Annotated in this window: 12 protein-coding genes; 8 read left to right on the forward strand and 4 right to left on the reverse strand. The window is 36.2% G+C overall.

The window, feature by feature from the left end; all coding sequences use genetic code 11:
• The first annotated feature begins 56 nt into the window (after positions 1-56).
• The 3 genes from IL45_RS10680 to tsaB are packed head-to-tail and all read left to right on the forward strand — an operon-like array spanning position 57 to position 3352.
• A complete protein-coding gene (locus IL45_RS10680) occupies positions 57-1385 on the forward strand; it encodes a TolC family protein (RefSeq protein ID WP_036585263.1) in 1329 nt (442 codons plus the stop codon).
• A 4-nt stretch (positions 1386-1389) separates the two neighbouring features.
• On the forward strand, positions 1390-2661 hold the full coding sequence (locus IL45_RS10685; RefSeq protein ID WP_036583703.1) for an efflux RND transporter periplasmic adaptor subunit: 1272 nt from the start codon (positions 1390-1392) through the stop codon (positions 2659-2661).
• Position 2662: 1 nt separating this feature from the next.
• Complete coding sequence (gene tsaB, locus IL45_RS10690) at positions 2663-3352, forward strand: tRNA (adenosine(37)-N6)-threonylcarbamoyltransferase complex dimerization subunit type 1 TsaB (RefSeq protein ID WP_036583706.1); 690 nt, start codon at positions 2663-2665, stop codon at positions 3350-3352.
• A gap of 1 nt (position 3353) precedes the next feature.
• Here the strand turns inward: tsaB and IL45_RS10695 are convergent, their stop codons facing one another.
• Both IL45_RS10695 and IL45_RS10700 read right to left on the reverse strand, forming a co-directional pair.
• A complete protein-coding gene (locus IL45_RS10695; protein WP_036583709.1) occupies positions 3354-3554 on the reverse strand; it encodes a dodecin family protein in 201 nt (66 codons plus the stop codon).
• 124 nt (positions 3555-3678) lie between these two features.
• A complete protein-coding gene (locus tag IL45_RS10700) occupies positions 3679-4587 on the reverse strand; it encodes a NifU family protein (protein WP_036583712.1) in 909 nt (302 codons plus the stop codon).
• Positions 4588-4731: 144 nt separating this feature from the next.
• On the opposite strand from IL45_RS10700, the gene IL45_RS10705 reads away from it, so the two are divergent.
• From IL45_RS10705 to IL45_RS10715, 3 genes are all read left to right on the forward strand, one after another.
• Positions 4732-7995: a T9SS type B sorting domain-containing protein gene (locus tag IL45_RS10705; protein ID WP_036583714.1), complete on the forward strand. Its 3264-nt coding sequence runs from the start codon at positions 4732-4734 to the stop codon at positions 7993-7995.
• Between the two features lie 17 nt (positions 7996-8012).
• Positions 8013-9014 carry a PorP/SprF family type IX secretion system membrane protein gene (locus tag IL45_RS10710; protein ID WP_036583716.1) on the forward strand — a complete coding sequence of 334 codons (1002 nt, stop codon included), beginning with the start codon at positions 8013-8015 and terminating at the stop codon, positions 9012-9014.
• Between the two features lie 73 nt (positions 9015-9087).
• Positions 9088-9615 carry an RNA methyltransferase gene (locus IL45_RS10715; RefSeq protein ID WP_036583718.1) on the forward strand — a complete coding sequence of 176 codons (528 nt, stop codon included), beginning with the start codon at positions 9088-9090 and terminating at the stop codon, positions 9613-9615.
• On the opposite strand, the gene folK is transcribed toward IL45_RS10715, so the two are convergent.
• Positions 9612-10745: a 2-amino-4-hydroxy-6-hydroxymethyldihydropteridine diphosphokinase gene (folK, locus tag IL45_RS10720; RefSeq protein WP_036583720.1), complete on the reverse strand. Its 1134-nt coding sequence runs from the start codon at positions 10743-10745 to the stop codon at positions 9612-9614. The genes IL45_RS10715 and folK overlap by 4 nt on opposite strands.
• 63 nt (positions 10746-10808) lie before the next feature.
• On the opposite strand from folK, the gene IL45_RS10725 reads away from it, so the two are divergent.
• The gene (locus IL45_RS10725; RefSeq protein WP_036583723.1) at positions 10809-11507 is read left to right on the forward strand and encodes a queuosine precursor transporter; all 699 of its coding nucleotides are present in this window, start codon (positions 10809-10811) and stop codon (positions 11505-11507) included.
• Positions 11507-14221 (forward strand): AsmA-like C-terminal region-containing protein, encoded by a 2715-nt coding sequence (locus tag IL45_RS10730; protein WP_036583725.1) that lies wholly within the window; start codon positions 11507-11509, stop codon positions 14219-14221. Before IL45_RS10725 ends, IL45_RS10730 begins: the two co-directional genes overlap by 1 nt.
• Here the strand turns inward: IL45_RS10730 and IL45_RS10735 are convergent.
• Positions 14218-15012: a DUF2797 domain-containing protein gene (locus IL45_RS10735; protein ID WP_036583728.1), complete on the reverse strand. Its 795-nt coding sequence runs from the start codon at positions 15010-15012 to the stop codon at positions 14218-14220. The genes IL45_RS10730 and IL45_RS10735 overlap by 4 nt on opposite strands.
• Between the last annotated feature and the right edge of the window lie 51 nt (positions 15013-15063).

Below are 15063 nucleotides of genomic sequence, written 5' to 3' on the forward strand. Positions count from 1 at the left end.
ACTTTTTTGTAACATTTTAATAGAAACACATACATATCATATAGGAAGTTATGGGAATGAAAAAAATTATCATCTGTAGTATTGCGGTTTTAAGTTTCGCTTTCGCGAAAGCGCAACAAACAAAATCATGGACTCTTCAAGAGTGCGTGAATTATGCAATAGAAAACAACATCAATATAAAGCAGGCAGATTTAAATATCGAGCAAGCACAACTAGATAAAAAGGATGCCTTAGGTGCTTTCTTACCTAGTCTTAATGCGAGCGCTAGTAATTCATGGAATACAGGTCTTACACAAAACGTAGTTACTGGTGTTTTACAAACGCAAACAACACGTAACTCGTCCTATGGAATTAATTCTGGTGTAACGTTATTCAATGGTATGCGTAACGCTTATCGTCATCAACGTGCAAAAATGAATATTCTAGCCACTCAATACAGTGCAGAGCAGTTGGAGGACAATATTTTATTGAACGTAGCTAACAGTTATTTAAACGTTCTTTTCAATAAAGAAAATTTAAAGCAATTAGAAACACAACACCAGTTAACTGCAAAGCAATTAGAACAAACACAACAGCTAGTAGATGCAGGTTCACTTCCACGAGGAGATGTATTAGAAGTGCAAGCTACATTTGCAAATGAGGAACAGCAAATCCTTGCAGCCCAAAATAATGTGGTTATCTCTCGCATCACTCTTGCACAAATTTTAAACTTAGATGACTTTAAAAACTTTGACGTTGCAGATCCTGATTTGAGTGATCCTTCGGCACTAATTTTAGATCAAGGTGCAGATGGTATTTATGACGCAGCCACTAAAAATCGTTTTGAAATTAAAATAGCAGAGCAAAATACCGCTCTTGCAGAACAAGACTTGAAAATTGCCAAAGGTGCGAGGCTTCCAACAGTTAATGCCTTTTTCAACTACAATACTCGTGAGAGCGATCGATTAAATCTAGCATTCTTTGATCAGTTATCATTAAACGATGGTATATCATACGGACTAAGTTTAAACCTTCCTATATTCAATGGTTGGTCGGTATCTAATAATGTTAAACGCAGTAAGCTCAATGTAGAGAATAACCGTTTACAAGAAACTCAAGCAAAACTAGATTTAAAACAAAATATTTATCAAGCATATAACGATGCTCAAGGTTCAAGACTGACTTATCAAAGTGCTCAAAAAGCATTAGAAGCAAGAGAGCTAGCATATGAATATGCGCAAGAACGTTATAATGTTGGGCTAATGAATGCCTTTGACTTTAACCAGTCGCAAACACAATTGACTAATGCGCAAAGCAGTCTACTGCGCAGTAAATACGATTACATCTTTAAACTTAAAGTTCTTGAATTATTTACAGGAATTGCACCAGAAGATTTAAAACTCTAAAACCATGAAAAAACCATTACTTATTATATTAATCCTTATTGGAATAGCTGTCATCGGGTACTTTGGACTCAAAGCTGTTGGTGTAATAGGTGGTAAGGATAAAGGGAAAACGGTAGAAGTAATGTCCATTGAAAAAATGGACATCATAGAAACCGTAAGTGCGACTGGTAAAATTAAGCCAGAGATTGAAGTAAGTATCTCTCCAGAAGTTCCTGGTGAGATTATTGAATTACCTATAAGAGAAGGACAAGCTGTTAAAAAAGGAGATCTTCTAGCACGTATCAATCCAGATTTATTACAATCTAGTGTTAGTCGTTCTCGAGCTGGACTCGCAAATGCTAAAGCTGGTTTTGAACAGGCAAAAGCATCACTGGTTGAGGCAAAAGCAAACTATGGTCGTAGTGCTACCTTATTTGAGAAAGGTGTGATCTCACAATCAGATTTTGACGCGGCTATCGCTGCATATGATAGGGCAAAAGCATCTGAAAGATCTGCTTATTTTACGGTACAAAGTGCAGGAGCAACTGTAAATGAAGCATCAGATAATCTAGGTCGTACAAGTATATATGCACCCATGACAGGTACCATATCGTTACTTGCCGTTGAGTTAGGTGAGCGTGTGGTAGGAACTCAACAAATGGCTGGTACAGAGTTACTACGTGTTGCAGATCTTTCGCAAATGGAAGTTGAAGTAGATGTTAATGAAAATGACATCGTTAAAATTGCTGTAGGCGATAAAGCTATTGTAGAAGTAGATGCTTACTTAAAGAAAAAGTTTGAAGGTGAAGTGACTGAAATCGCAAACACGGCTACAGGACAGCTGTCTGCAGATCAGGTTACTAACTTTAAAGTTAAAGTACGTATCCTTCCAAAATCCTATACAGATCTTACAGAAGGTAAGCCAGAGAATTACAGTCCGTTTAAACCTGGAATGACAGCGACCGTTGATATTATCACACGAGAAAAGAAAGATGCTATAGCAGTACCTATCAGTTCTATCGTTGTGAAAAATGATACTACTGAAAATAAAAGACGCTCAGATATTGAGTTAGACGCTGAAAAGTATGAGTGTGTTTATGTAAAGTCTGGCGATAAAGCAAAACTGCGCGTGGTAACTACAGGTATACAAGATGATAAAAACATCGTAATCCTTACCGGTCTTAAAGAAGGCGAAGAAATTATTACGGGACCATATCGCACCGTTACTAAAGAGCTTAAGACTGGTGATCTCATCAATACTGAGAAGAGTAAGGAAGAAACTGTAGAGAAAGAATAATATGGCGCTCATTCTTTGTGTAGAGACCTCTTCTACAAATTGTTCAGTAGCACTGGCTAGTGATGATACTAGTATCACAAACGCAAATTCATATCAGGTAGCACATTGTGCTGATTTTATAGAAGATAATAGCTCTAGTTATTCTCATGGAGAACGTTTACATGTTTTTATAGATGACTTACTTAAGCGCAATAACTTAACCGTTCAAGATATAGACGCCATAGCCGTTAGTGAAGGACCAGGATCCTATACCGGTCTACGCATCGGTGTTGCTAGTGTAAAAGGCATGTGTTATGCTTTAGATATTCCTATGATTGCGATCAATACCTTAGAGTCTTTAAGCTTGCAAAATACGTTACCAAGTGATTATACTATCGCCATGTTAGATGCAAGACGTATGGAGGTTTACGCTTCAGTGTATCAAGGTAAAGAGCTTGTAGAAACTACTAAAGCGGTTGTATTAGATGAAGATTCTTTTTCTCGCTTTCGCGAAAGCGGAAACATTACTTTCATAGGTACTGGTGTAGAGAAATTTGAAAATCTGATTAAAGAACCTGCACATCGATATGTAACTTCTAATCCTACAGCAATAACGATGTGCGATACTGCTGTTTTAAAGTATAAAAAAAGCGACACTGTTGATGTCGCTTATTTTGAACCTTTTTACCTTAAAGAGTTTAAGGCAGGATAAATTACTTTACTTCAAAAGTGATTTTTACATTCACTCTGTATTCAGATACTTTTCCATCTTTTACTTGAGCGCTTTGCTCATTTACATAGACAGATCTTATATTTTTAACGCTCTTTGAGGCTTGTTCTACCGCTTTATTAGTTGCGTCTTCCCAACTGCTATCACTATTTGCTAATACTTCAATTACTTTTAAAATTGCCATGATTATATCTTTTTAAATTAATTAGATTCAAAAGATAAGTAAAATTTTAAAATCGATTTTAAAATCAGCTAGCTAAAAACATAACTGGATTAATAACAAATTTTAGAGATGATTGACAGATTTATTAGCCATTTATAGCCATCACTCGATCTACCTTACCAGGTAACATATCACGCAACATTGTTTCTATACCACTTTTCAAAGTCATGGTAGATGATGGGCAACCGCTACAGGCACCTTGTAAAATAACCTTTACCTCTTTAGTGTTTTCATCATAACTGTCAAAGACGATGTTACCACCATCACTCGCTACAGCAGGTTTGATGTACTCATCTAGTATTTCTACCACTTTTTTAGAGACATCATCTAGATTTTCGAATTTAGGTAGCTCTATGTTTTCACCTTCTTTTTTAACTGTTCCGGCTTCATGTTTTGAAGATCCTATCTCAGCACCATTTTCTATAGCTTCTTTAATAAAAGAACGTATTTCAAAGGTTACTTCATCCCAAGAGGCAATATCATGTTTCTGAATGGATACATAATTCTCATCGGCATAGATTTCTTTTACAAAAGGGAAATTATATAATTGACGCGCCAGTGTGTTGTCTGCCGTGTCAGCAATGGATTTAAATTCTGTGCTATTCACTACTAGCTTCTTATTAGCCACAAACTTCATTACTGAAGGATTAGGAGTAGCCTCAGCATACACGGTTACCGGAACTTTCTTTTGTGTACTTTCTATATTTAAAAGCGGTGCATCGCTATTCAAGTAATTTTCTATTTGCTCTTTTACTTCATCTTGTACGTCGCTCCAATCAATAATGTCATAGCGCTCTATGGCTATAAAATTTTGAGTAATATAAACGGTTTTTACAAACGGTAAATAGAATAATTGCTGCGCTAGCGGTGATGGTTTTGCGTCATCAATGTTCTTAAATTCATAGCTTTCATTTTTAACTAGAAAATGATTGCTTTCAAATTTAATGATCGCCTCATTAGTAGTAGGTGTAATAGTAATTGTATGTGAATCCATGATCGTTCTCTTATAAGTGACAAAGATACGATGCGTCATGTAGATAGTAACTTAAAGAAGTCATTGATTCTATTGATAGTGTCATCTTTAAGCCGTTAAGTTATTCTTAAAACCATATATTTACTTTTTATTAGTTAAGAAGAAATGAAAAAAGCAGCCCTTTTATTACTTCTACTAGGTCTTTGTGTTTTTTCAAATGCTCAAATAATAGTAGATAATACAACTTATACCAATATTGAGCTCGTTGAAGATGTTCTTGTGAACAGCACTTGTGCAGGTGTTAGAAATATCGCCTGGAGTACCGGAGCTGGACCTAACCAAAATGGGATAGCTTATTTTCAACATAACTCTTCTGGTTTTCCTATTAGAGAAGGTATTGTTTTATCTAGTGGTAATGCTTTAAATGCTGCTGGACCCAATACTGATTTAAGTCAGTCAGATGTAATAGGAACTCCATCGGATCCAGATTTGCAAGCAGCAATGGTAGGATCTGTTCCAGCTGTTGTTTCACAAGATGTAAGTTGGTTAAGTTTTGATTTTGTGCCACAGGCAGGATTTATGTCTTTTGATTTTCTGTTTGCTAGTGAAGAGTATGATGGTAACTTCGAATGTTCTTTTTCTGATGCTTTTGCCTTTATCTTAACAGATACAGTAACTGGAACTGTTACTAATTTAGCTTTAATACCAGGTACAACAGACCCTATAAGAGTCACTAGTGTTAGAAATCCACCTGCAAGTGCTTTTTGTGTGCCGGTGAATCCAACGTTTTTTGATGATTATAATGTTGCTGGTGCAGCAGGAGCAACTATTACTACAGGTAATCCAGCGGCAACTAGTGCAATATCTTATAACGGTCAAACGGTTGTTCTAAGGGCAGAAAGTAGTGTCGTTGCTAATCGTAATTATAATATAAAATTAGTTATTGGAGATTCTGGTGATGACCAATACGACTCCGCAGTATTCATTGCTGGAGGAAGTTTTGATATTGGAGCAGATTTGGGATTGGATAGAACTTTAGTAGGTTCAAATCCGCTTTGTGAAGGAGATCAATATACATTAGACGCATCTGTAGCTGGTGCTGCCATGAGTTATCAATGGAATCGTAATGCAGCACCAATTCCTGGTGCTACTAATGCAACATATACAGCAACCACCACAGGGAATTATTCTGTAGATATTAATTATACGGCATCTTGTAGTACGATAGCGAGTGTGTTTCTAGAATTTATCAGTCCTAATTCTTCTACACCTACAGATATGCAAGCTTGTGGTTCTGGTGGAACTGCTGTTTTTGATTTAACGTCTAAAACACCTGAAGCTTTAGGTGCGTTAGCTGCAGCAGACCATACCGTAAGTTATTATGAGTCTCAGTCTGATGCTGAAGCTGGTATCAACCCGATTCCTAATCCATCAACTTATTCAAACACCGCAAATCCACAAACTGTATATGTGCGTGTGGAAGAAAATGCATTTAACTGTGCGTCTGTTGAAGAGTTTGATCTCATTATAGCAACCATATCAGCAGGAACGCCAATGGATATGATCGCTTGTGATGTTGATAATGATGGTTTCTTTGACTTTGACTTAAGTACACAGGACGCAGACATGGCAGGAACTAATGCTGCTGGATCTGTAACGGTTACTTACCACCTTACTCAGGCAGATGCAGACGCTGGTGTTAATCCTGTAGGACCAATATATACTAATACGACAACGCCAGAGACTATTTATGGTCGAGTAGAATTAAATACAGATAGTAATTGTGCAGATACTGCTAGTTTTAATTTAATTCTGAATCCTTCACCAGTCGCTCCTACAATAACAGATTTTGAATCATGTAGCACTATAGATCCTAATACTACGGTTTTCGCTTTAAGCGATAAGGATACAGAAATTATGAATGGACAAGCAAATGTCCTTGTCAGTTATTACAGCACGCAAGCAGATGCTGATATAGGTGTCAATGAGTTGCCTACTAATGGTTATACAAATACATCTAATCCACAGACTATTTATGTGAGACTCATAGACGCGCTGACTAATTGTGTTAATACAGATACAACTTTTGAACTGGTCGTTAATGACTTACCGGTAGTTACTGCGCCAGCCTTATATGATCTTTGTGATGATAATACAATTGATGGATTTACTTCTTTTGATTTGGCGACTAGGGATAGTGAAATAACTGGTGGTAATACTTCTTATACTGTTTTCTATTATGCCACACAGCTAGATGCCGATAATAGGATGAATGAATTAACGGGTTCCTACACTAATACTGTAAATCCACAAACGGTATTTGTTGTTGTAGAAGATAATGTAACAGGTTGTGAAAATTATACAACGTTAAATCTTGAGGTTATTGATGCGCCACAGGCTGCAACGGCACCAGATTTAATATTATGTGATGATAATAACACAGGTGATCTTACCGAAACCTTTAACCTGACAGATAATGAGACTGCAGTTTTAAATGGGCAAACGGGAATTACATTAACCTATCATAACTCACAAGCTGACGCAGATGCTGGTTCAAATGCTATAGGAAATCCTACGAGTTTTGATAATTCATCATCGTTGCAGACTGTTTATGTAAGAGTAGAAAACACTACTGGATGTTTCAATACAACAAGTTTTAATATTGTTGTAAATGAAGTGCCAGTCCCACAAATGTTTGATTTGTACTATTTATGTCTTGATGGTAACGGTAATGTTTTAAATACAGATAATTCACCACCTACATTAGACACGACATTATCGGCTACAGGATTAAGTTTTAGCTGGTCGTTAGACGGTAATGTATTGCCTGCTGAAACAGGTGCGACACTTACAGCTACTATGGTAGGAATGTATACGGTAACAGCTACAGATACGGCTACAGGATGTAATAGTTCTCAAACTACAGAGGTAAGACAATTAGGTCCGCCAGATAGTTTTGGTGCCGAGGTAACATCTCGATATTTTGATGAAGTTCATAGAATAGAAGCTTTTGCTCAAGGACCTGCAACACAATATATTTTTAGCGTTGATGATGGTCCATGGCAATATAATGGCTTTTTTGAGGACGTTACACCAGGACCGCATGTGGTATTTATACAGGATTTAGACGGTTGTAACACAGTAGAAATCCCTATAGATGTCATCGGTTATCCACGCTATTTCACGCCTAACAACGATGGTTACCATGATACTTGGAACATCATTGGAATTAACAATGAACCTACTACAAAAATTTATATATTTGACCGATACGGAAAACTGCTTAAACAAATGAATCCTTCCGGTATAGGATGGGATGGTTTTTATAATGGTCAACCGTTACCATCATCCGATTATTGGTTCCAGGTGGAATACATAGAAAACGGAAGCAATAAAACATTTGGTGGACATTTTGCGTTAAAGAGATAGAATAGACTTAATAGAACATGAGAAAAATTTTAATTGTACTGGCACTAGCGTTTAGCAGTCAGTTTGCGTTAGCTCAAGAAGGTGTACCAGTATATCTGGATTACTTAACAGACAACTATTACTTGTTACATCCATCGATGGCAGGTGCCGCTAGTTGTGGTAAAGTTAGGTCTACTATCAGACAGCAGTGGTTTGATCAAGAAGATGCTCCTAATTTACAGACACTCAGTTTTAATACAGCAATAGGTGAAAATAGCGGTATTGGAGCTATTCTTTTTAATGATAAAAATGGTTATCACTCTCAAACAGGTGGATACATTTCATATGCTTATCACCTACAAATAGGTGGTGGATTTGAAGACCTTAATAGACTTTCTTTTGGTGTAAACGTAGGTCTTGTTCAAAGTAGATTAGATGAATCTGATTTTGACCTAACAGACTTTGATCCAATCATCACTGGAGTTTTAAGGTCTGATTCTTACTTTAATGTAGATTTAGGTGCTTCTTATTTCTATAAAGAATTTTATGCACACTTCACAGTGAAGAATGCTATCTTCCAAAATCGCGAAATTTATTCTGAAGGTTTTGAAAGCACTAACCAACGTCGCTACATCGCGACATTAGGATATCTTTTTGCACCACGTAATTCAAAGTGGCAATGGGAACCATCTTTCTTATATCAACGTACAGATCGTACTGAAGAGCAGTTTATGGATTTCAATGCAAAAGCATATTATGATTTGAGCGACGAGAGTGTGCTTTATTTAGGAGCTTCTTACCGTCAGAGTTTTGATGGAGCAGAGTTTGTAAATGGAACCAGTATCCAAGAACAAAACCTTTCTTTACTTTCTCCATTATTAGGGATTAAGCACAAGAATTTTACATTTGCTTATACGTATAGCTACCAGTTTGGTGAAATTAAATTTGCCAGTGGTGGATTCCACCAGATCACTTTAGGAATTGATTTCTTATGTACTAAAGATAGATGGAGTTGTAACTGTCCTGCAGTGAACTTATAATACTATTTATATTCAAACTAAAAGGACTGTGAAAGCAGTCCTTTTTTAGTTTCAAAAATATTTTCATCTTGATATGAGAAAATTACTTAATGAAGAATTAGACCGGTTGTCGGTAGATCGCTTCCGCGAAAGCGATAAAACACCGCTCATCATTGTATTAGATAATGTGCGCAGTCTCAATAATATTGGTTCTGTTTTCCGTAGCGCAGATGCTTATCGAGTAGAAAAAATATATCTATGTGGTATCACAGCGCAACCACCACATAAAGATATTAGAAAAACGGCACTGGGCGCAACAGAAACGGTAGCTTGGGAATATCGTGAGCACACCATCGATGTAATTAAAGAGCTTAATGAGCAAGGTGTAACTACTTGTGCTATTGAACAAGCAGAAGATTCAATCACTTTGCGCGGTTTTAAGCCATCTACTAAAAAAGTAGCTGTAGTTATGGGTAATGAGGTGAAAGGTGTTCAACAAGAGGTTGTAGACGCTTGTGATACTGTCATTGAGCTAGAGCAATATGGTACAAAACACTCCTTAAATATCTCAGTATGTACAGGAATTGTAATCTATGATTTGTTCTATAAACTCAACTCTTAAATAGCTGAGGTAATTTGTTCCAGTACTTTTAAATAATCTTCTTGATTATTTACAAAATCAAGATCTGTAACATCAATAACTTTAATTTTTAAATCCTGTTGAGATCTTATAAAATCTGCATACCCTTGCTGGATTTGAGATAAGTAACTGGCCTCTATGTTTTGCTCATAATCACGACCACGTTTTTTTATATTTTCTAATAAACGATCTTCTGTTTGATATAAATAAATGTATAAATCTGGTTTTACCAGTTCTTTATACATCATATTAAACAGCCGTTTATATAGAGAGTATTCTTCTTTTTCAAGGGTTATTTTACTGAAAATAAGTGATTTGATGACGTAATAATCTGCAACTGTAAAATCTGAAAATAGATCTTGTTGTGCGACGTCATCACTTAATTGTTGATAGCGATCTGCGAGAAAAGACATCTCAAGCGGGAACGCATACCTTTCGGTATCTTCATAAAATAGAGGCAGAAATGGATTGTCTGCAAATCGTTCTAGGACCTGTTTGCCATTAAAGTCTTCAGCAATTTTATGAGATAAGCTCGTTTTCCCAGAACCTATGTTTCCTTCAATGGCTATAAAATTGATATTGGTTATGGGATAGCGCTTTCGCGAAAGCGGAATCTCAAAACTAACCTTGCTGTTTAATGACTCTAAGGAATCTGTAATTTCTTGTATACTCTTTTTTAATACTGGATGATATACTTTACCAGCTATGGCAGCAAGAGGCTGCATTACAAATGAACGTTGTTCCATTCTAGGATGCGGCACTTGCAATGAATCAGTATTGATAATTTGATCATCAAATAGTAATATGTCTAAATCTATAACACGATCCTCATAAGTATCACCGCTTCTAGGAACGCGACCTAGATCACGTTCAATCTGTTGTAATATGATGATGGTCTCTAGTGGGTTTTTATGACTGTGAACTAATATACAAGTGTTTAAGAAATTCCCGCCAGTAAAACCTGCTGCAGGCACTTCATAAACCGGAGCCGTTTTAATAATCAAGCCCAGTGTGCTCTCAATAAGTCGTGCGGCATCAAGAAGATGCTTCTCACGATCTCCTAGATTACTACCTAAAGCAATGAATATCTTATGGTTATGATTTGAAGTGATGTCTAAAAATTTTGCAGCAAATTAAGGAATTATACGCAGCCTAAAAGCTACTTTTACATTAATATGAAAACTCTTTTGGGCGCAGATTTGCGCAAGGCACATCGTATTTATTTAGTTCTAGCGGCATTGTTTATATGTTCGCTAGTGGTATCTAATCTAATTTTTCAGAAGTTTTTTTATTGGAATCCGTTAGGGCTATTCAATTTTGAGATATCAGTTGGTTTATTACCATATCCGATTACATTTCTCATAACAGATTTAGTGAGTGAGATATACGGAAGACGTAAAGCAAATGATCTAGTACTTGCAGGGATTTTTGCATCGGTATTTAGTCTAGGAATTATCTATGTGGCAGATATGGCTCCTGCTACGGGATTTTCGGCCATACAGGATGATGTGTTTAATAAGGTTTTTGGGGCTACCACAATTGCAGTTATTGCGAGTATGTTGGCTTATTTATTTGCTCAGTTTGTAGATATACAGATTTATCATTTCTGGAAACGGTTGACAAAAGGGAAAATGTTATGGCTGCGCAATAATGCGAGTACCATATTTTCACAGTTTGTTGACACTATGAGTGTGTTATTATTGTTATGTTACTATAATGTGATACCATGGGAGCGATTCTGGCCGTTATTAGGTGCTGGTTTCTTGTTCAAATTATTGGTAGCGTTGATCGATACACCATTATTATATCTGGGTGTTTACGTATTTAGAAGATTGTTTAAATTAGATGTAGGAGAAGAAATTAAAATAGATTAATGAAAAAGTTTTTAAAAATATTAGGCGTCTTTTTACTCGCAGTTGTTGTACTTGTTGCAGCAGCACCATTCTTGTTTAAAGACCAAATTGCGACTATCATCAAAAACAAACTTAATGGTGCATTAGATGCTCAGGTTGAGTTTGCAGATGTGGATTTGAGTTTGTTTAGAGCCTTTCCAGATGCTAGATTACAGATTGATGGATTATCGATTATTAATAAAGCTCCATTTGAAGGTGATACTCTTTTTTATGGTAAGGAAGTGAAACTAGATTTACCAGTAGGTGATTTATTTAATGATGCTTCTGATCCTATACATATCAATGAATTAGTCATTAATGACGCGACCTCGAGACTTAAAGTAAATGAAGATGGTAAAGCTAGTTGGGATATTGCAAAGGTGGACTCTACCGCGGTTGTCGTAGAAGAGCCACAAGATACGACTGCAGGTTTTAGTTTTGATTTAAATCACTATGAGATTAACAATGCTGATTTTAGCTATGAAGATGTGGCTACTAAAAATAAACTAAGATTAATGAACCTGACACATTCAGGGAATGGAGATTTCTCTCTAGACAGTAGTACGTTAGATACCCAGACGAGTGCGCAAGTTTTTTACGGCATGGATGACATAGAATATTTATCTGGTCAGCAAGTAGAACTAGATGCAGATATTTTAATGGATCTCGCAAATCAGAAATATACTCTTCAAGAAAATGAGGCTTTAATTAATGATCTCAAGTTAAACCTCGACGGTTATGTGCAAATGGTAGAAGGTGGTACGATGGTAGACTTAGCGTTTAAAACACCTAGTTCTGATTTTAAAAATTTCTTTGCAGTCATTCCTGAGGTTTACCGTAAAAATTTGGACGGTATTACCACCACTGGTGATTTTACGGTTAATGGTGTTATTAATGGTATGGTAGACGATGTGCATATACCAAAGCTAGATATCAATATTAGCTCTAATAATGCTTCTTTTAAATATCCTGACTTACCGCAAAGTGTTACTAAAATTGATATTGATACACAGATAAAAAATACAACAGGTCTTGCAGAAGATACCTATGTTAAAATAGGGAATGTTGCTTTTAATATAGGTCAAGATCGATTGAAAGGAAACGCGCTCGTACGCAATTTGACAACTAATATGCTAGTAGATTTAAACCTAGATGGTACATTGAATTTAGGGAATCTATCTAAAGCTTTCCCTATGGGAGATGACATGAATCTAGACGGTACATTAGTAGCAGACGTTTCTACAAAGTTTGATATGAACAGTGTAGAACAAGAACGTTATGAAAATATCAATACTAAAGGAACCGCAAGCCTTACTGACTTTAATTATGCCAGTGCAGATTTGAAAAATCCACTTTATATAGAGCGTGCAGATCTGGATATGAATAATACAAGAATCAAACTCGATAACTTTAAAGCAAAAACAGGAAACACAGATTTTGCAGCAAACGGTACGATAAGTAATTTAATGGGATTCTTGTTTAAAGATCAAGACCTTAAGGGAAGTTTTAAAGTCGATTCTAATCAGTTCGACACTTCTGATTTTATGACAGAAACAGAAGTTGAGACTACTGAAACTAATAGTGCTAATTCTGCAGCGGCCGCTACAGAGGCGATAAAAATACCTTCATTTCTCAATGCAGATATGTCATTTAACGCAAATAAAGTTTTGTATGATAATCTCACCTTGACTAATGTAAAGGGTCTTGCTTTGGTTAGGGATGAAACGCTAACTCTAAATAATACCACTACAGATATTTTTAACGGGAACATCGGTCTTAATGGATCTGTAACTACTAAAGGTGATACGCCATTATTTAACATGGCGCTAGATATGAATGATCTAGATATTGCTCAATCTTTTGAAGGATTTGAAATGTTCCAAAAATTAGTGCCTATCATACAGGCATTAAAAGGAAAGATAAATACAGAGATTAATTTAAATGGTCAACTAAATAATGACCTTACACCTATAATCAGTAGTCTCACTGGTGATGCTATTGCACAATTATTAACTAGAGAAATCGATAAAAACAAGGCGCCATTAATTGCAAAACTAGATGATCGCCTTAATTTTATTAATCTAGATGATTTGAAACTTTCAGACTTAGTGACTAAGCTTAATTTTAAAGATGGAGCTGTTCAAATTACTCCATTTGATTTTAATATTAAGGATATTAAAATTACCGCTAGTGGAGCACATAGCTTAACTAATGATATGAGCTATAAGCTAGATTTAAATGTGCCAGCCAGATATTTAGGTACTGATGGTGCTGCATTATTGTCTAAGTTGAGTGATGAGGATATTGATAAAATATCAGTACCGATACCTGTACAGTTATCAGGATCGTTTATGAAACCTAGTGTTGATTTAAATCTAGATCTAGCCGTTAAAAACCTCACAAATCAAATCGTTGAGATACAAAAGGCACGTATTAAAGATAAAGGTAAAGAAACACTCGACGATGCTGTTACAGATATATTAGGTGGTAAAAATCCATTAGACGGTATTAAAGATGCAATTACAGGTAATAAAAAGCCTAGCGATACCACACAAACTCAAGTAAAGGACTCTACTGCGGTTACAAAACCTAAAGACACTACCGCTATTGGTAAAGCAAAGGAAGAGGCAGAGGACAAAGTAAAAGAAGCTGCCGGAAATATTTTAAATAATTTATTTAAAAAGAAAAAGTCTTAATCAATCGTTAGGTCCACCACATAACCTTCATGGCTGCGTACATTCATTACGTGGCCATCTTCAAAAATAAGGTACTGACCTTTAATTCCTTTTACAATTCCGCTGTGTTCTGGTGTTTTAGAAAGGTTTACCGTTTTTACCTTTGCTGGGTATTGTAATACAGGAAAGTTGATATGCATCTCGTTTTCTGGAGCTAGAATATACTCTTTTGCTTCCTCAGGGATGTGTTCGATGACGCTTTCGCGAAAGCGTAATAAATCAACATCTTCAATATCATTAGTCAACATTTTTCTCCAATTGGTCTTGTCTGCTACGTGATCTTTTAGGGCAACTTCAGCAATTCCAGCTAGGTAGCGATTAGGCGTTTCTAAAATAGCAATTGCCTCATGTGCACCTTGATCAATCCATCGAGTCGGTACTTGCGTTTTGCGTGTGACACCTACTTTTACATTGCTGGAATTTGCTAGGTAAACGATGTGCGGTTTAAGCTGTACTTTTTTCTCATATTCTATATCACGATCTTCCTCGTCTAGATGGGCACGACTCAGTTCTGGTTTCATGATCCAGTCGCCAGCTTGTGGTGCGCTAGTAAAACAATCGTAGCAAAATCCCTGACGCCATATTTTCTTATCCAGGCCGCAATTAAGACATTCATTTGCGACATGCTTGATATGGATTTTTTTATCGAGCAGCTGGTTAACATGTATAAAGTTATCTTTAAAAACCCAATAGTATTGAACGGTTTCTTGTAGTTCGGTCTGCATTTTACGTAAGGTTCCTGTAACCAGCATAGTCGCTTTATGTTTTTAGTAGTATTTTAGTACGGTAAAAATACCCAAGTT

Origin of the sequence: Nonlabens ulvanivorans (assembly GCF_000732625.1) — a bacterium.
Classification (GTDB): Bacteria; Bacteroidota; Bacteroidia; order Flavobacteriales; family Flavobacteriaceae; genus Nonlabens; species Nonlabens ulvanivorans.

Excerpts from the sequence above, each read along its gene's own strand:
- IL45_RS10725 (WP_036583723.1), top strand. The coding sequence starts at position 10,809 with ATGAAAACTCTTTTGGGCGCAGATTTGCGCAAGGCACATCGTATTTAT.
- IL45_RS10710 (WP_036583716.1), top strand. The coding sequence starts at position 8,013 with ATGAGAAAAATTTTAATTGTACTGGCACTAGCGTTTAGCAGTCAGTTT.
- IL45_RS10700 (WP_036583712.1), bottom strand. The coding sequence starts at position 4,587 with ATGGATTCACATACAATTACTATTACACCTACTACTAATGAGGCGATC.
- IL45_RS10695 (WP_036583709.1), bottom strand. The coding sequence starts at position 3,554 with ATGGCAATTTTAAAAGTAATTGAAGTATTAGCAAATAGTGATAGCAGT.
- IL45_RS10705 (WP_036583714.1), top strand. The coding sequence starts at position 4,732 with ATGAAAAAAGCAGCCCTTTTATTACTTCTACTAGGTCTTTGTGTTTTT.
- IL45_RS10680 (WP_036585263.1), top strand. The coding sequence starts at position 57 with ATGAAAAAAATTATCATCTGTAGTATTGCGGTTTTAAGTTTCGCTTTC.
- IL45_RS10730 (WP_036583725.1), top strand. The coding sequence starts at position 11,507 with ATGAAAAAGTTTTTAAAAATATTAGGCGTCTTTTTACTCGCAGTTGTT.
- IL45_RS10735 (WP_036583728.1), bottom strand. The coding sequence starts at position 15,012 with ATGCTGGTTACAGGAACCTTACGTAAAATGCAGACCGAACTACAAGAA.
- tsaB (WP_036583706.1), top strand. The coding sequence starts at position 2,663 with ATGGCGCTCATTCTTTGTGTAGAGACCTCTTCTACAAATTGTTCAGTA.
- IL45_RS10715 (WP_036583718.1), top strand. The coding sequence starts at position 9,088 with ATGAGAAAATTACTTAATGAAGAATTAGACCGGTTGTCGGTAGATCGC.
- IL45_RS10685 (WP_036583703.1), top strand. The coding sequence starts at position 1,390 with ATGAAAAAACCATTACTTATTATATTAATCCTTATTGGAATAGCTGTC.